The organism is Kribbella sp. NPDC000426 (genome assembly GCF_040300265.1).
Lineage (GTDB): Bacteria > Actinomycetota > Actinomycetes > Propionibacteriales > Kribbellaceae > Kribbella.
In genome coordinates, this window is sequence record NZ_JBEPDK010000004.1 from 680,902 (window position 1) to 696,106 (window position 15,205).

Below are 15,205 nucleotides of genomic sequence, written 5' to 3' on the forward strand. Positions count from 1 at the left end.
CTCACTGCGGTACGACGGTGTACCCGCGCTCCCGGATCGCCTCGAAGCTCTGCACGCGCACCTCGTCCGACGGGAACGCGGCCACAACCTGCTTCGTGTCCAGATCGATCCCCGCGACCCGGACCCCGAGCGACTCAAGCACCCCGGTGATCGTGTTCGTGCAGTGCGAGCACGTCATGTCCGGTACTTCGAAAACCTCGTCAGCAGTGTCCATGCCGGTCTCCCTGATCTCCACCAACTCGAGCAACTGAACGAACGTCTCCACGAACGTGTCCACCACCCCGGGCAGCAACCGCACCCCGTCCACGGACATGTTGGCCAGACACCGCGGCTGCTCCCCCGCCGGCAACAGCGCGTACTGCTGCTCGTGCGCGTCCGCGATCGCGGTCTGCTTCATCTCCCGCAGTACGTCGACCGTCTCCGCGGCGTACCGCACCGTCCCGTCGTCCTGCGCGACCAGCCGCGCCGGGATCATCCCGCGCCGGAACGTCGACGACTGCAACCCCCAGAACCAGGTGTTCGCCACCACCGCGAAGATCCCCGAATCCCGCAACCCGCGCGCAAACTCGGCGGCGCTGCGGTACGGCGTCTGGTCCGCAAGGTACGCGTGCTGCACCAGCGCCCGCGACGTCGTGTCGATCCCGACCCGCAGGATCTCCAGCGGATCCTTGTCGGTCGTCGTCGCCGCCATCACCGCGCGCTCGTCGTCCGTCAACCCGGCATCCAACCCGGCATCCAAGCCTGCCAGCGCCTGCCACATCGCCAGCGTCGCCTCCCGGGCAACCAGCGGCACGATCGGCCCGAGCGGACCGCAGTGAGCGACGTTTGCGACCCCGCCGCTGTCCCGCCAGCTGACCTTCGAGGCGGCACTCACCACCAACGCCGGCGGACACGGCCGCATCCGCTGCTGCACGTAGTCCAACTGCATCGCGGTCAGCTGACCGTCGAGCGGCACAACCTCCGGCTCGAGCCGGCGCGCATCGCCGAGAACCACCTGATCGAACGGAGCAGGGCCCGCGACCGAGGCCAGCACCCGGGCCGCGGCCGTGCGGTCATAACGGCCACCCGGCAGTCCCGCCATCCGCGACCTCCCGGAGACCCGTCATCCACGCGCTCCCAGTTTAGGAACCAAGCGCGGTCCGCGCGATTACTCCGCGTGTCGGACCCCCGCCGCTGCGGGTCTGGACTTTCGCGGGCTTCGGCAGTTGTCTTGGAAGGGTGGAATCCATCGATCGCTGGCTGCACCGGCGACACGAGGAGTTCGTCGAGGGTGGGGAGAAACAGCCCGTGCGCGGGCTGGTCGCGGCCTCGTGGGACCGCTCGGTCGCCGCCGGGCTGCGCGCCGACACGGCAGCACCGTTTGCCTTCCAGGGCAACGAACTGGCCGCCTACCGGGCCGAACATCCGCTCTCGGCCGTCTTCCCGATGCTGTACGACGTCCTCGGCCGGGCCGCCGTCGACAGCGACTGTGTGATGGCCGTCGGCGACAGCGGCGGCCGGCTGCTGTGGGTGTGCGGCCGGCCCGACGTACTGCGGGCAGCCGACGGCATCCACTTCAGCGAGGGCGCCTGGTGGGCCGAGCGGCAGGTCGGCACCAACGCGCTCGGTACGTCGCTCGAGGTGACCGCGCCGGTCCAGATCCGGTCGGCCGAACACTTCACGGTTCTCGTCCAGCCGTGGTCCTGCGCCGCGGCCCCGATCTACGACCCCGACACGCAGCGGGTCCTCGGCGTCGTCGACATCACCGGCGGCGCCGACGCGAGTTCACCGCAGTCACTCGCGCTCGTCCGGGCCGCCGCCCGGATGGCCGAGGCCGAGCTCGGCCGGCTGACCATCCTCCGCAAACTCAACGGCGACACCGGCCATCGGATCCGCATCTCGGCGCTCGGCCGCCCGGACGCCGAGATCCGGGTCGACGACCGCGACCTCCGGCTCAGCCGCCGTCACAGCGACATCGTCGTACTGCTCGCCGAACATCCCGAGGGCCTCACCGCCGAAGAACTCTCCGACGCCCTGTACGGCGAGGCAGATCACCGCTCCTCGCTGCGCGGCGAGATGACCCGCCTCCGCGCCCTCCTCGGCGCCGACGTCCTCGACTCCCGTCCGTACCGGTTCCGCCGCGACATCGCCGCCGACTGGCTCGAGACCGCCGACGACCTCGACTCGCATCTCCTCTCGTCGGCGCTGCGCAGGTACGCGGGTCCGCTCCTCCCGCAGTCCGACGCCCCCGGCGTGGTCGCCTCCCGGAACCGGCTCGAGAACCGCATGCGCGCCGACGTACTGCGGACCCACGACGTCGACCTCGTCGTCGCGTGGACCCGCTCGTACGCCGGCGTGAACGACCTCAGCGCGTGGGAGCACCAACTGGCCCTGCTCTCGCCGGCCTCCCCGCTGTGGCCGTCGACGCAGTCCGAAGTACGCCGGTTGCGCGCGGACTACGGCCTGTCAGAACACGCGAATCGCGATCTCCGCAGGCGCTGACAGCAGGCCGTCGATCTCGTCGTCGAGCTTCACCAGCGTCACCGACGCGCCTGCCATGTCCAGTGACGTGCAGTACTCGCCGACATAGTTGCGCCGGACGTTGATGCCCTGGTCGGTGAGCACCTTGTGCGCCCGGCCGTAGAGCAGGTAGAGCTCGCTGATCGGCGTACCGCCGAGGCCGTTGATCATCAGCGCGACGTTGTCGCCGGACTCGTACGGCAGGTCGGAGCGGACCGCCTCGAGCATCTGGTCGATGATCTCGTTCGCCGACGCGAGCGGCTCACGGCTGCGGCCCGGCTCGCCGTGGATGCCGACGCCCATCTCCATCTCGTCCGGGCCGAGCTCGAACAGCGGCGAGCCCTTCGCCGGCGGCGTACACGCGGTCAGCGCCATCCCCATCGTCCGCGTGACCGAGTTGACCTTCTCGCCGATCCGGACCAGTTCGTCCAGGTCCGCGCCCTGTTCGGAGGCCGCGCCGACCGCCTTCATCACGAAGAAGTTGCCCGCGACGCCACGCCGGCCGACGGTGTACGTCGAGTCCTTGACCGCGACGTCGTCGTCGATGATCAGCGTCTTCACGTTCAGCCCGTCCGCCGCGCTGAGCTCCTGCGACATGTCGAACGCCATCCGGTCGCCGGTGTAGTTGTTCACCAGCAGCAGCACACCCTTCGGCGACGCGAGCAGCTTGGTGGTCTCGTACACGTAGTCCATCGGCGGTGCGGCGAAGACGTCCCCGGGGCAGGCCGCATCGAGCATGCCCTTGCCGACGGTCATCACGTGCGCCGGCTCGTGCCCGGAGCCCGAGCCCTGGATGATCGAGACCTTGTCGTCGCGCGGCGCGTCGGTCCGCATGATCAGGTTGTACTCCGGGACGTACTTCAAGGTCTCGGGGTTCGCCAGCGCGATGCCCTGCAGCATCTCCGGCACGTAGTTCTTGGGATCGTTCACGAACTTCTTCATCCCGCGTCCCGCCCCTTCCAATTCGCTGCTATCTGCTCCATCAGTACGGCGACGGCGGTGGCCCCGGCGTCGACCGATCCCCGGCTGCGTTCGCCGGTGTAGGCGGCCCGGCCGCGCATGGCGACCAGGTCGATCGTGGCGTCGGCGGCCGACCGGGCGGCCGCTGCGGCGCGGTCCACGATCTCGTCACTGCTCAACCCGTCCGCGAGCGCCTGCTCGATGGCGTCAGTCATCGGGACCAGTGCGTCGAGCAGAGTCTTTTCGCCCAATGAGGCGCCGCCGCGCGTCATGATTCCGGCGATCGCGGCCCGCAGCATCGCGACGACCGCCGCGCCGTCGAGGGTCGTGGTCGCGCCGGCCGTCATCCCGGCGCGAAGGAAGCCGGTTCCCCAGATCGGTCCGGAGGTGCCGCCGATCCGCGACGTCACGAGCATCCCGACCTTCTTCAGGAACGTGCCGATGTCGGTCCGGTCCAGCTCGCCGTACTGCGCCTGGAGCTTCTCGAAGCCGCGGGCCAGCGAGTACCCGAAATCGCCGTCGCCGACGACCGAGTCGAGGTCACCGAAGTACTTCTCGTTGGTGAGACAGGTGTCGATGATCGTCGTCATCACCAGGTCGACGTCACTCCAGCTGTCACTCATGTTCGCCCTCCTCCTTACGACCGTCGACCGGCGAGTCCGGCGAGCTCGGTCAGCGTGAGCGCGCCGACGGGGCCGATGTTCCAGGGATCCGCGAGGACCTCGAGCTGCTCGCCGCCGGGATCGCCGAGGCTCGACACGACCAGCGCCGCCCCGGTGAAGTCCTCGTCGCGCGTGTACCCGGACACGGTCACGACCGTGGACAGCCCGGCCCCGGACGCGGCGAGCAGACCGTTGCTCGAGTCCTCGACGACGAGCGTGTGGTCCCGGACCAGCGCGAGCTGGTGCACAGCCAGCTCGTACACCGCCGGGTCGGGCTTCTTCCGCGGTACGACGTCTCCCGCGAACACCGGCACCCGCGCCGCGACCTCCGGGCCGACCGCTCCGGTCAGCACGGCACGCACCGATGGCTCGGCGGAGGTCGACGCGACGGCAACGGTCCAGCCCTCCCGCAGCGCGTCGGTGATGATTCGCCGTACGCCGGGACGCGGCGGCACGACCCCGGCCGCGATGAGGTCGGTGAACGTCTTGGTCTTGTACCGGTGCCAGGCCGCGACGACCTGCGTACGTTCCTCGTCAGTCGACGGCGACCCGGCTGCCTTCACCACGTCGGGATCGTCGAGCAGCGTGGCCAGGCGCTCCTTGCCGCCGCCGATCTTCAACAGCCGGCCGTAGTCCTCGACCGACCAGCGCACCGGCAGGGCGAAGTGCTCGAACGTCGCGTTGAACGCCGGCAGGTGGCCGTCGCGTTCGGTGTCGCCGAGCACGCCGTCGCAGTCGAAGATGAGCGCGGTCATGCGTGACCGCCGCTACCGAAGATCTCGATGTGCTCGACGGTCATCGCCTTCACCGCGGCGTGGATGGTCCGGAACAGCGTCGGCGGGTCCCACTTGTCCTTCGCGCGTGCCTCCTCGAGATGCTCGAGCGACGACTTCATGTACGCGACCTTGAGCGCGGTGGAGATGTTCACCTTCGCGCAGCCGCGCCCGATCAGGTCCCGGAACTGCTCCGGTGTCAGCCCGGATCCGCCGTGCAGTGCCATCGGGATCCCGGTCGCGGCGACCAGGTCGGTGATCCGCTGCGAGTCGAGTTCGGGTGTCGAGCGGTAGATACCGTGCGCGTTGCCGATCGCCGGCGCGAACACGTCGACCCCGGTCGTCTGCACGAACCGGGTGGCGACCTCCAGGGACTGGCGTTCGGACTCGGTGTCGGAGCCGACGCCGTCCTCGACCCCGGTGATGCCCTCGATCTCGCCTTCCACGTGGGCGCCGTACCTGCGCGCCTCGGCGACGACCTCGACGGTCTGCCGCTGGTTCTCCTCGACCGGCAGCGCGGAGGCGTCGAACAGCACCGAGTTCCAGCCGGCCGCGAGGCAGGAGCTGATCACCTCGCGGTCCGGGCAGTGATCCAGGTGCAGGGCGACCGGCACCGGCTCGGGCGCGACGGTCGCGTCGAACATCGCCTTGAGGACGTCGCGCCCGACCGACTTCACGGTCTTCACCGACGTCTGCACGATCAGCGGCGAGCGTAGCTCCACGGCGGCGTCGACGACGGCCCGCAGGCTCAACTCGTCGACGATGTTGATCGCGGGAACGGCGTACCCCTTGGCCAAGGCCTCGTCGACGAGTTCCTTCAACGGTGCGACCGGCATGCTCACTCCTCCCGGTGGCTCCGTCCAGCCTGCCTCTCCGAACGCTGCAGAAAGGCTGCACGCGTCCGAACTAGGCGGGAGCGTGCTCCTTCAGGATCGCCATGAACGCGCGCATCCAGGTCGGGTGGTCCGGCCACGCGCGACCCGAGACCACGGTCCCGTCGACGACCGCGTCACCGTCGACCCACTCGGCGCCCCCGGCGCGGATGTCCGGTGCGAGCGCCGGGTACGCCGACGTCTTCCGGCCGTTCAGCACCCCGGCCGCCGCCGGGATCAGCGGCCCGTGGCACAGCTGCGCGACGGGCTTCGACTCGCCGTAGAAGTGCTTCACGATCCGCTGGCAGTCCGCGTCGTTGCGGATGTACTCCGGAGCGCGACCACCCGGGATGACGACGGCAACGTAGTCCGCCGGATTCACGTCAGCGAACGCGACGTCCGCCTGCCAGGTGTGCCCGGGCTTCTCGGTGTACGTGTCGAACCCGTCCACGAAGTCGTGCACCACGAACTGCAGCTTCTTCACCTCAGGCGCCGCGATGTCGACGTCGTACCCCTCCTCGAGCAAACGCTGGTAGGGGTAGAACACCTCCAGGTCCTCCGCGGCATCACCGGTCAGAATCAGTACCTTCGCCATCAGGCCACTCCCTCTCGAAGACGCTCCCTCGAAGACACTCCGTCCATCAGCCAGCCTCTGCCCGCTTCCGACCCCGGTCAAGGGCCGTCTGACCGGGTGATCGTGTAGACCGAACGCATGGTTCTTCCTGCTGAAGTCGTGGCGCCAGAGCGGATCGAAGTGCGTCCCGGGCATCGGCTCGCGGTCCGGCGGCGCGGCGCGGGCGGCGTACCACTGCTGCTCATCCACGGGTTCCCGTGCACGAGCCGGATCTGGTCTCACAACCTGATCCCGCTGGCCGAGGCCGGGTTCGACGTCGTCGCGCCGGACCTGCGGGGGTACGGCGACTCGGATTTCGCGCCGGACGAGTTCTACGACTTCAACGCGTTCAACGGCGACCTGACCGGGCTGCTCGACGTACTCGGCTGGGAGCGGGCCGTCGTCGCCGGGCACGACCTCGGCGCGATGATCTCGATCGACCTGGCCAACCGGCATCCGGAGCGGGTGGACCGGCTGGTGATCCTGGATGACTCGATGCCCGATCTGCCGGACGCGTTCGCGGCAGCCGGGATCCCGCCGGGACGGGCCAAGCCGGCGGTGTACGACTACCAGCGGCGCCAGGGCCGGCATGCCGACGAACTGGTCGCCGAGCTGGACACACCGGAACGTCGGCGGCGGTACATCGGCGAGTTCTACGGGCATCGCCTCTGGTGTCCGCCCGATGCGTTCGACGATGACGACCTGGCGTTCCTGACCGAGCCGTACGGCGACCCCGCGCGGCTGCGCGCGTCGTTCGCCGACTACGAGGTGCTGATGGGCACCCGGCCGTTATCGGCGCCCGAGCTGATCGACCGCCCGGTGCGGCAGCGTGCTCTGGTGCTGATCGGCGCGGACCAGGTCACCGTCGGCGAGCACGCCGAGGAACGCTGCGCGCTGGCCTTCCCGGAAGGGGTCGGCCCGTTCTGGGTCAAGGGCGCCGGCCACTTCATGCCCTGGGAACGCCCCCAACTGGTCAACCGCTCCATCCGCTCATTCTGCGGAGATCTGCTCTAGAGCTCGCCGCCCATTGCGTTGGCCAGGCCGTCGCGGGTCAGGCCGAGGGTTGCCAGGAATTCGGCATCCGCGTCGTCGTCCGGGTCGATCCGGTCCGGCAGGCGGTCCTCGATGGATTGGGCGAGATCAGGGCCGTATGCGCGCCGGATGATTGCCAGCGCTTCGGCTTTCGTCAACACAGCCATGTTTGCTCCCCAGGTCAGGCATTCACTGACCAGGCTAGCCGGGTTGTTCGGCGCGGAAGGCTTCGACGGCGGTCGGGAGGGTGTAGAAGACGCGTCCGGGACCTAAACGATCGAGGAACCCCGCCGCCTCGAGGTCGTCGCGGAGGTCCTGTTTGACCCTCGCCAGCGCCAGCACGATTCCGCGCGCGGCGAGCTCCTCGCGCAACGTGTCCAGCGCGTCGACCGCGGTGACGTCGATCTGGATGTTCGCCTCGGTGTTCAGCAGCAGCCAGCGCACCGGAGTCGCTGCATCGTCGACGGCCGCGAGCGCGCGACGGTGGAAGTCCTCGGCGTTCGCGAAGAACAGCGGCGAGTCGTACCGGTAGACGACGAGGCCCGGGACCGGCCGCGCGTCGGGGTAGTCGTCGATGTCGTGCATACCGGCGATACCCGGCACGTAGCCGAGGATGCCGTCATGCGGGCGGGCGACCCGCCGCAGTACGTCGAGGACGGACAGCGCGACGGCCACGAGTACGCCGTACAGGACGTCGAGGGCGATCACGCCGACGGTTGTTGCCACGGCCAACAAGAACTCGGTACGCCGGAAGGCGGCGATCCGGCGGAACTCGCCGACTTCGATCAGCCGGATGGCGGCGTACACGACCAGCGCGCCGAGGGCCGGGATCGGGAATGTGGCCAGGAGCGGGCCGGCGAAGAGCAAAGTGGCCACGATCGTCAGCGCGGCGACCAGCGAGTAGACCTGGCTCTTCGCGCCGGACGCGGCCGCGAGGGCGGTCCGGCTGCCGCTGCTGCTGATCGGGAAGCCGCGCACGAAGCCCGCGGAGACGTTGGCCAACCCGAGGACGAGCAACTCCCGGCCCGGGTCGATCGGCCCGCCGCCGCGACTGGCGAAGGCACGACCGGTCAGAACGGTATCCGTGTAGCCGACCAGCGCCACGCCGACCGCCGGCAACGCCAGCAGACCGACGTCGTGCAGAGACATCGACGGCACATGCGGCGTCGGCAGACCGCTCGGCACCGCGCCGACCACAGCCACGCCCTTGTCGCCCAGCCCCGCCGCCCAGGTCACGAACGCCGCGAGTGCCACGACGATGAGCGGTCCCGGAAGCCGCGGAGTCCACCGGGCCAGCGCCAACAGCAGCACGAGCGCGACCACCGACAGCACGATCGGCGCGAGCTGCCACTGATCGATCAGCCGGATCGCGGACAGCACCTCGGCCGGCGGCGTATCGCCCTCCACCGGAGCACCGGTCAGCCGCCCGAGCTGGCCGGTCATCATGATCACCGCGATCCCGGTCAGGTAGCCGATCAGCACCGGCTTCGACAGCAGATCGGCGAGAAATCCCAGCCGCGCCGCCCACCCGATCACGCAGATCACCCCGACCAGCAGCGCAAGCACTGCGGCCAACGTCGCGTACCGAGCCGGATCCCCGGCGGCCAACGGACCGATCGCCGTCGCGGTCAACAGGGCGGTCGTCGACTCCGGTCCGAGCGACATCAGCCGCGACGACCCGAGCAGGAAGTACAGCACGAGCGGACCGAGCGCGACCCAGAGTCCGATCACAGCGGGCAGCCCGGCGAGCTCGGCGTACGCCATCACCTGCGGCACGAAGTACGCCGCGACCGTCAGCCCCGCCACCACATCGGGCCGCAACCAGCCCCGCTGGTACTGCCGCACCGTTTCAACCCCGGGAATCGGCAACCTACCCCCTCTCCTTCACCACAGTCTCACTCGTCGGGCCCTGCTCGGCCGGATGCCGTGGCAGTGGCGTGTCAGGGCGGTGTCAGGGGTGCTCGGCATCGTCAGGGGTAACGAAAACTTTCTGAGAGGAACTGTCATGTTCGCACGACTGGGGTCGCTGGTCGTACGGCGGCCGTGGTGGACGATCGGCGCCTGGGTGCTGATCATCGCCGCGGTGGCCGCGACGGCCCCGAAACTGACCGCGACGACGGACCAATCGGCGTTCCTGCCGTCGCACTACGAGTCGATCCAGGCAGCACAACTGCAGGAGAAGGCCTTCCCGAACGCCACCACGCCCGCGGCCATCGTGGTGTTCGAACGCAGCGACGGCGCGCCGATCAGCGCCGCCGACGCCGCAACGGTCGGGACGATCGCCGGACAGCTGAACCAGGCCAAGCTCAAGGACGTCACCGGGATCCAGGCGGTCCCGCCGACGGGCAACCGGCTGATCCAGATCGCCGCGGTCGAGCTGACCAAGATCACCAACCCGAGCGACACCCGGCAGAACGACGCCGTCAAAGCACTCCGTACGGCGCTGCAGGACAAGCTGCACGGAACCTCGCTGAAGGCAGGCGTGACCGGCTCGGCCGCGCAGGCACTCGACGCGCAGGAATCCTCGAACAAGGGCCTGGCGATCATCGGGATCGCCACGGTTGGTCTGATCCTGCTGCTCCTGCTGCTGATCTTCCGCAGTCCCGTGATCGCGCTGCTGCCGATCGTGGTGATCGGCGCGGTCTCCACGGTGGTCAACGGCCTGATCGCGATCGTGAGCAAGGCCTTCGACCTGAAGATCGACAGCTCGATCACTTCGATCCTGCTGGTGGTGCTGTTCGGCGTCGGCACCGACTACATCCTGTTCCTGATGTTCCGGTACCGCGAGCGGCTGCGGGCCGGCGAGGACGCCAAGGCCGCAATGGTCAGCGCCGTCACCCGGGTCGGTGAGGCGATCGCGTCCGCGGCCGGAGCGGTGATCATCGCGTTCATGGCACTGACCCTGTCGACGCTCGGCATGTTCCGTGCGATGGGACCGGCGCTCGCGATCTCGGTCGCGGTCGCGCTGCTGGCCGGGCTCACGCTCGTACCGGCGATCGTCTCGCTGCTCGGCACCAAGGTGTTCTGGCCGTCGAAGGCTTGGAAGGTCGAGCCGAAGGGCGCGAAGTTCGCCGCCATGGGTCGCGGCCTCGGACGCCGGCCGGCTGCCTTCGCGGTCGCTGCGGGTGGCCTGCTGATCGTGCTGAGTGCGTTCGCGATCGGCTTCAACCCGACGTTCGACCTCACCTCCGGCTCGACGGCCGACACCTCCGAATCGACCGTGTACAGCAAGGAACTGCTCAAGAGCCTGCCGGCCGGCGTCACCCAGCCGTCCGACGTACTGCTGCGGTCGTCGAGCCCGCTGAGCAAGGACCAGCTCGATACCTACCGCACCGTGCTGACCAAGGTCGACGGTGTCGGGGACGTCTCGCCGGCCACGCTGTCCCCGGACAGCACGGTCGCCGACTTCAAGGTCACGCTGAAGTCCGCGCCCGAGTCGGACCAGGCCATCGCCACGGTCCGGGGTCCGCTGCGCGACGCGTCGCACGCGGCCGCACCGGCCGGTACGACGGCGGTCGTCGGCGGACTGACCTCGGTGTTCGTCGACTTCCAGGACGCGATGAACCACGATTACCGCATCGTGTTCCCGGTCGCGGCGATCCTGATCATGATCGTGCTCGCGTTGCTGCTACGCAGTCTGGTCGCGCCGTGGTACCTGATGGCGTCGGTGTTCCTCGGCTTCGGGGCGACACTCGGTGCGTCGGTGCTGGTGTTCCAGCACCTGCAGCACAACTCGGGGCTGATCTTCACGCTGCCGGTGATCATGTACCTGTTCGTGGTTGCCCTCGGCACCGACTACAACATCCTGATGGTCGCCCGCTTGCGCGAGGAGGCACGCGAGGGACACGACCCGAAGCGGGCCGCGGCCCTGGCCGTGCACCACACCGGTCCGACCATCGCCGCCGCCGGCCTGATCCTCGCGGGCACGTTCGCGTCGATGATGCTGGCCGGCAACAACGTCCTCTCGCAGATGGGCTTCGCGATCTCCGCGGGCATCGCGATCGCGGCCTTCGTGATGGCGATGTTCTTCACCCCGGCGCTCACGGCCCTGATCGGCCACCGCGCCTGGTGGCCGGGTCACGCCGACGCGCAGCGTGAGCCGGAGCAGCACGAGCGGGAGGAGCAGCTCACCTCTGTGTGATTCGTATGAGAGTTGCGTTTGGCTTCTGTGAGAAGTACTGACGCGCCGGTTGCCGCACCGGAAGGTAGTGCGGTGACCACATCTTCGGACGATAGGCATCGGCTCGGCGTCGTGGGAGGCCTGGCGGCATTGTCGCTGGACGCGATGGCCTCCGTTGCCTATGGTCCGGAGGCCATCGTGCTGGTCCTCGCCCTGGGCGGAACGGCGGCGCTGGGCCTGACGCTCCCGATCACGATCGCGATCGCCGTACTGCTGATGGTGCTGGTCCTGTCCTACCGGCAGGTGATCGCGGCCTTCCCGAACGGCGGCGGCTCGTACGGCGTCGCGAAGGCCCACCTGGGTCGTCGGGCGAGCCTGGTGGCCGCGGCGTCGCTGGTGATCGACCGTGATCCTGGCCGGTCTGTTCCGCGAAGGACCGGTGGCCGTTGCCACCGGGAACGCGGAGCAGGCCGGTCAGGTTCACGCGATCGGCCTCCTGCCGATTCTCAAGGCGTTCGCCAACGGCTGCGCCGCCCTGACCGGGGTCGAGGCGATCGCCAACGCCGTACCGTCGTTCCGCAAGCCCGGCGTGGTGCGGGCCCAGCGGGCGGAGCTCGCACTGGGCGGGCTGCTCGGCGTGATGCTGATCGGCCTCGCGATTCTGATCGAGAAGTTCGACATCCGGCCGGTCGACGGTGTGACCGTGCTGTCGCAGCTCACCGACGGCGCGCTTGGCCACGGCTTCGGGTACTACGTTGTCCAGTTCGCGACCGTGCTGCTGCTGGCGCTGGCGGCGAACACGTCGTTCGGCGGGCTGCCCGTCCTCGGCCAACTGCTTGCCAAGGACAACTACCTTCCGCACGTCTTCCAGCTGCGAGGACAACGGCAGGTCTACCGGTACGGCATCCTGTTCCTCGCCGGGGTGTCGGCCGTGCTGCTGATCGCGGCCCGCGGTGACATGAACACGCTGGTGCCGCTGTTCGCGATCGGTGTCTTCGTCGGCTTCACCCTGTCCCAGGCCGGCATGGTCCGCCACTGGTGGCAGAGTCGCCCGCCGTACTGGCGGCACAAGCTGGCGCTGAACGGATTCGGCGCTCTCCTCACCGGTGTCGCGGCGATCGTCGTCACCGCCTCGAAGTTCGCCGACGGCGCCTGGCTGATCGCGATCACACTGCCCGTGCTGGTGCTCGTGATGGAGTCCGTCAACCGCAACTACCGCCGGATCGGTCATCGGCTCGGGTTGGGGCACGTCCCCGATTCGCTGACCTCGCGCCGGTCGCGTGTCGTCGTACCCGTGCACGGTGTGAGGAAGCTGACCGGTGAGGCCTTGGCGGTCGCGCGCGGACTCGGTCATGACGTGGTGGCCGTCCATGCGGTCAACACCGCGGACGCCGAGGACACCAGGGCGTTCGTCCGCCTGCTCGACGACTGGCAACGGTGGCAGCCGGGCATTCCGCTGATCGCGCTCTACGACCAACGCCGTACGTTGACCGCTCCGGTCGTGCAGTACGTGAACCGCTGCGAGGTCGACACGGTGTTCGTGCTCATCCCCGAGATCGAGCCGGATCATCTCTGGCAACGGTTGCTGCAGAACCAGCGCGGCGCGATCCTCGCGCATGCGCTGCGTCGCCGTACCGACGCCGTCGTCTGCCGGATGCGGTTCCGGATCGTTCAGCCGACGTGGACCCAGGGGCGGTTGGAGCGCTTGGGCTCGGCCCGCCTCAGCACCTCCCGGGTGACGGGCGGTACGTCGCCCTCGCCGGAGATGAGGTAGCGGAAGAGAAAGTAGAACGGGTTGCCCTCGGCCCAGGCGAAGTAGATGTGGGGCATGACATGCCAGTCGTCGCGGATCTTCAGCATCAGCGCCGCGATCGCGTTCGGCACGCTCGGGCTCTCGACCCGCAGGATCTGGTAGCCGAACCGCTCGTCGCCGTGCACGTCGAGCTCGGTCTCGAACTGCGACGCGTCGGTCAGCGTCACCTCGAGGAACAGGATCGGCAGGCCTTCGGGCAGGTTGCGCACCTCGCGCTGTTCGGCTTCCTTCTCCTGGTACTCCGCTTCGTCGCGATCGTCCGGCTCGTTCGCGATGATCCGCAGCTCACCGGCGACGGCGGCCGCGGAGATCATCCGGCAGGCGTCCTCGTCGAACCGCACCTCGGTCGCCCGGAGCTCGGTCGACCGGGTGGCCCGCGAGATCAGCGAGGTGAGGATGATCGCGACGATGAAGAACGACGCGATCTGTACGCCGTCGGGCCGCTCGATGATGTTCGCGATCGTCGTGTACAGCAGCACCAGGCTGATCACGGCGAAGCCGACCGTCTTGGCCCTCTCCCCCTTCCGCCGTGCCGACAACGTGACCGCGATCGAGGCCGACATGATCAGCACGAGTACGCCGGTCGCGTACGCGCCGCCCTGGGCGTCGACGTCGGCCTTGAACAGCAACGTGATCACGAACGCGATCAGGCCGAACACGATCACCAGCGGGCGGGTCGCGCGGGCCCAGTCCGGGACCATGCCGTAGCGGGGCAGGTACCGCGGGACGATGTTCAGCAGACCGGCCATCGCCGAGGCGCCGGCGAACCAGAGGATCAGGATCGTGCTCACGTCGTACACGGTCCCGAAGACGCTGCCGAGGTGCTCGTGCGCCAGGTAGGCCAGCGCCCGGCCGGACGCCTGACCGCCGTCCTTGAACTCGTTCTCGGGGATCAGCACGATCGTGGTGAAGCTGCTGGTGATCAGGAACCCGCTCATGATCAGGGCGGCGGTGGTGAGCAGCTTGCGGGTGTTCCGAATCCGGGTCGCCGGGTGGGCCGGATCGTCGTCAGCGGCGCCGTCGACCTGCGGCATGACGGCGACGCCGGTCTCGAACCCGGACAGACCGAGGGCGAGCTTCGGGAACACGACCAGCGAGATACCGATCATCACCCAGATGTTCGAGTGCTCGGTGGTCAGCATGCCGCGCCAGTTCGTGACGAGCTCGGGCGCGGTGATCACGTTCCAGAGCGCGTTGCCGACGACAACGACGTTCAGCCCGAGGTAGACGACGACCAGCACAACCGCGATCCCGATCGCCTCTCCGAAACCGCGCAGGAACACGCCCGCGAGCAGCGCCAGCAGCAGGAGCGTGATGATCACCTCCTTGCCCTCGAACCAGTGCGGCACGTACGGATTCTCGACGACGTGCGCGGTGGCGTCGGCGGCCGACAGCGTCATCGTGATGATGAAGTCGGTCGCCATGAAGCCGAGCAGGACCAGGATCGTGAACTTGCCCTTCCAGCGGCCGAGCAGCCGGTCGAGCATCGCGATCGAGCCCTCGCCGTGCGGGCTCTCGGCCGCCACCCGCCGGTAGACCGGCAAGGCGCCGAGCAGGGTGAGCAGGACGAGGACCAGCGTCGCAACGGGTGACAGCAGCCCGACCGCGGCGGCCGCGATGGCGGGCTGGTACCCGAGCGTGGAGAAGTAGTCGACCCCGGTCAGGCACATCACCTTCCACCAGCGGTGGGTGGGGTGCGGCGCCGGCCGATGCGGCCCGGCGTGTCCGGCGGGGCGGTCGTGCAGCAACCACTCGGCGAATCGCCCACGGACCGGGGGCGGTAGCCCGACCGTCTCGTTCTCACGGGTTTCTGTCACCGCTCGGAGCCTAGCCAGCCGGAGAACCGGTACCGGCCCCTTCT

At 68.9% G+C, this 15,205-nt stretch carries 13 protein-coding genes; 4 read left to right on the top strand and 9 right to left on the bottom strand.

The features are described from left to right. Position 1 precedes the first annotated feature (1 nt). A complete protein-coding gene (locus tag ABT313_RS22515) occupies positions 2–1,081 on the bottom strand; it encodes a heavy-metal-associated domain-containing protein (RefSeq protein ID WP_350856976.1) in 1,080 nt (359 codons plus the stop codon). 137 nt (positions 1,082–1,218) lie between these two features. Here ABT313_RS22515 and ABT313_RS22520 point away from each other — a divergent pair, with 137 nt between their 5' ends. Beyond that, entirely contained in the window at positions 1,219–2,481 is a 1,263-nt protein-coding gene (locus ABT313_RS22520; RefSeq protein WP_350856979.1) for a GAF domain-containing protein, read from the top strand. On the opposite strand, the gene dhaK is transcribed toward ABT313_RS22520, so the two are convergent. The 5 genes from dhaK to ABT313_RS22545 all read right to left on the bottom strand — a co-directional run bounded on the left by dhaK (position 2,446) and on the right by ABT313_RS22545 (position 6,361). Continuing rightward, the gene (dhaK, locus tag ABT313_RS22525) at positions 2,446–3,441 is read right to left on the bottom strand and encodes a dihydroxyacetone kinase subunit DhaK (protein WP_350856982.1); all 996 of its coding nucleotides are present in this window, start codon (positions 3,439–3,441) and stop codon (positions 2,446–2,448) included. The genes ABT313_RS22520 and dhaK overlap by 36 nt on opposite strands. Then, entirely contained in the window at positions 3,438–4,082 is a 645-nt protein-coding gene (gene dhaL / locus ABT313_RS22530; protein ID WP_350856984.1) for a dihydroxyacetone kinase subunit DhaL, read from the bottom strand. The genes dhaK and dhaL overlap by 4 nt, the downstream gene beginning before the upstream one ends. Positions 4,083–4,096: 14 nt before the next feature. Further along, entirely contained in the window at positions 4,097–4,876 is a 780-nt protein-coding gene (locus tag ABT313_RS22535) for an HAD-IA family hydrolase (protein WP_350856987.1), read from the bottom strand. Then, positions 4,873–5,730, bottom strand: a complete 858-nt coding sequence (locus ABT313_RS22540) for a class II fructose-bisphosphate aldolase (protein WP_350856990.1) — start codon at positions 5,728–5,730, stop codon at positions 4,873–4,875. The genes ABT313_RS22535 and ABT313_RS22540 overlap by 4 nt, the downstream gene beginning before the upstream one ends. A 70-nt stretch (positions 5,731–5,800) precedes the next feature. Further along, positions 5,801–6,361 (bottom strand): DJ-1/PfpI family protein, encoded by a 561-nt coding sequence (locus ABT313_RS22545; protein WP_350856993.1) that lies wholly within the window; start codon positions 6,359–6,361, stop codon positions 5,801–5,803. A gap of 117 nt (positions 6,362–6,478) precedes the next feature. On the opposite strand from ABT313_RS22545, the gene ABT313_RS22550 reads away from it, so the two are divergent. Beyond that, entirely contained in the window at positions 6,479–7,393 is a 915-nt protein-coding gene (locus ABT313_RS22550) for an alpha/beta fold hydrolase (RefSeq protein WP_350856996.1), read from the top strand. Here the strand turns inward: ABT313_RS22550 and ABT313_RS22555 are convergent. Next, the gene (locus ABT313_RS22555) at positions 7,390–7,578 is read right to left on the bottom strand and encodes a hypothetical protein (RefSeq protein WP_350856999.1); all 189 of its coding nucleotides are present in this window, start codon (positions 7,576–7,578) and stop codon (positions 7,390–7,392) included. The two genes, ABT313_RS22550 and ABT313_RS22555, sit on opposite strands and share 4 nt — an antisense overlap. A gap of 34 nt (positions 7,579–7,612) precedes the next feature. Then, positions 7,613–9,280 (bottom strand): SulP family inorganic anion transporter, encoded by a 1,668-nt coding sequence (locus tag ABT313_RS22560; RefSeq protein ID WP_350857002.1) that lies wholly within the window; start codon positions 9,278–9,280, stop codon positions 7,613–7,615. A gap of 136 nt (positions 9,281–9,416) precedes the next feature. On the opposite strand from ABT313_RS22560, the gene ABT313_RS22565 reads away from it, so the two are divergent. Further along, positions 9,417–11,552: an MMPL family transporter gene (locus ABT313_RS22565; RefSeq protein ID WP_350857005.1), complete on the top strand. Its 2,136-nt coding sequence runs from the start codon at positions 9,417–9,419 to the stop codon at positions 11,550–11,552. A 385-nt stretch (positions 11,553–11,937) separates the two neighbouring features. Continuing rightward, positions 11,938–13,305, top strand: a complete 1,368-nt coding sequence (locus ABT313_RS22570; protein WP_350857008.1) for an APC family permease — start codon at positions 11,938–11,940, stop codon at positions 13,303–13,305. Here the strand turns inward: ABT313_RS22570 and ABT313_RS22575 are convergent. Beyond that, positions 13,203–15,161 (bottom strand): APC family permease, encoded by a 1,959-nt coding sequence (locus tag ABT313_RS22575; RefSeq protein ID WP_350857010.1) that lies wholly within the window; start codon positions 15,159–15,161, stop codon positions 13,203–13,205. The genes ABT313_RS22570 and ABT313_RS22575 overlap by 103 nt on opposite strands. Positions 15,162–15,205 lie beyond the last annotated feature (44 nt).

What these genes read in the sequence shown, in the direction of transcription:
- ABT313_RS22515 (WP_350856976.1), bottom strand. Translation starts at nt 1,081, where the DNA reads ATGGCGGGACTGCCGGGTGGCCGTTATGACCGCACGGCCGCGGCCCGG.
- dhaK (WP_350856982.1), bottom strand. Translation starts at nt 3,441, where the DNA reads ATGAAGAAGTTCGTGAACGATCCCAAGAACTACGTGCCGGAGATGCTG.
- dhaL (WP_350856984.1), bottom strand. Translation starts at nt 4,082, where the DNA reads ATGAGTGACAGCTGGAGTGACGTCGACCTGGTGATGACGACGATCATC.
- ABT313_RS22535 (WP_350856987.1), bottom strand. Translation starts at nt 4,876, where the DNA reads ATGACCGCGCTCATCTTCGACTGCGACGGCGTGCTCGGCGACACCGAA.
- ABT313_RS22540 (WP_350856990.1), bottom strand. Translation starts at nt 5,730, where the DNA reads ATGCCGGTCGCACCGTTGAAGGAACTCGTCGACGAGGCCTTGGCCAAG.
- ABT313_RS22545 (WP_350856993.1), bottom strand. Translation starts at nt 6,361, where the DNA reads ATGGCGAAGGTACTGATTCTGACCGGTGATGCCGCGGAGGACCTGGAG.
- ABT313_RS22550 (WP_350856996.1), top strand. Translation starts at nt 6,479, where the DNA reads ATGGTTCTTCCTGCTGAAGTCGTGGCGCCAGAGCGGATCGAAGTGCGT.
- ABT313_RS22555 (WP_350856999.1), bottom strand. Translation starts at nt 7,578, where the DNA reads ATGGCTGTGTTGACGAAAGCCGAAGCGCTGGCAATCATCCGGCGCGCA.
- ABT313_RS22565 (WP_350857005.1), top strand. Translation starts at nt 9,417, where the DNA reads ATGTTCGCACGACTGGGGTCGCTGGTCGTACGGCGGCCGTGGTGGACG.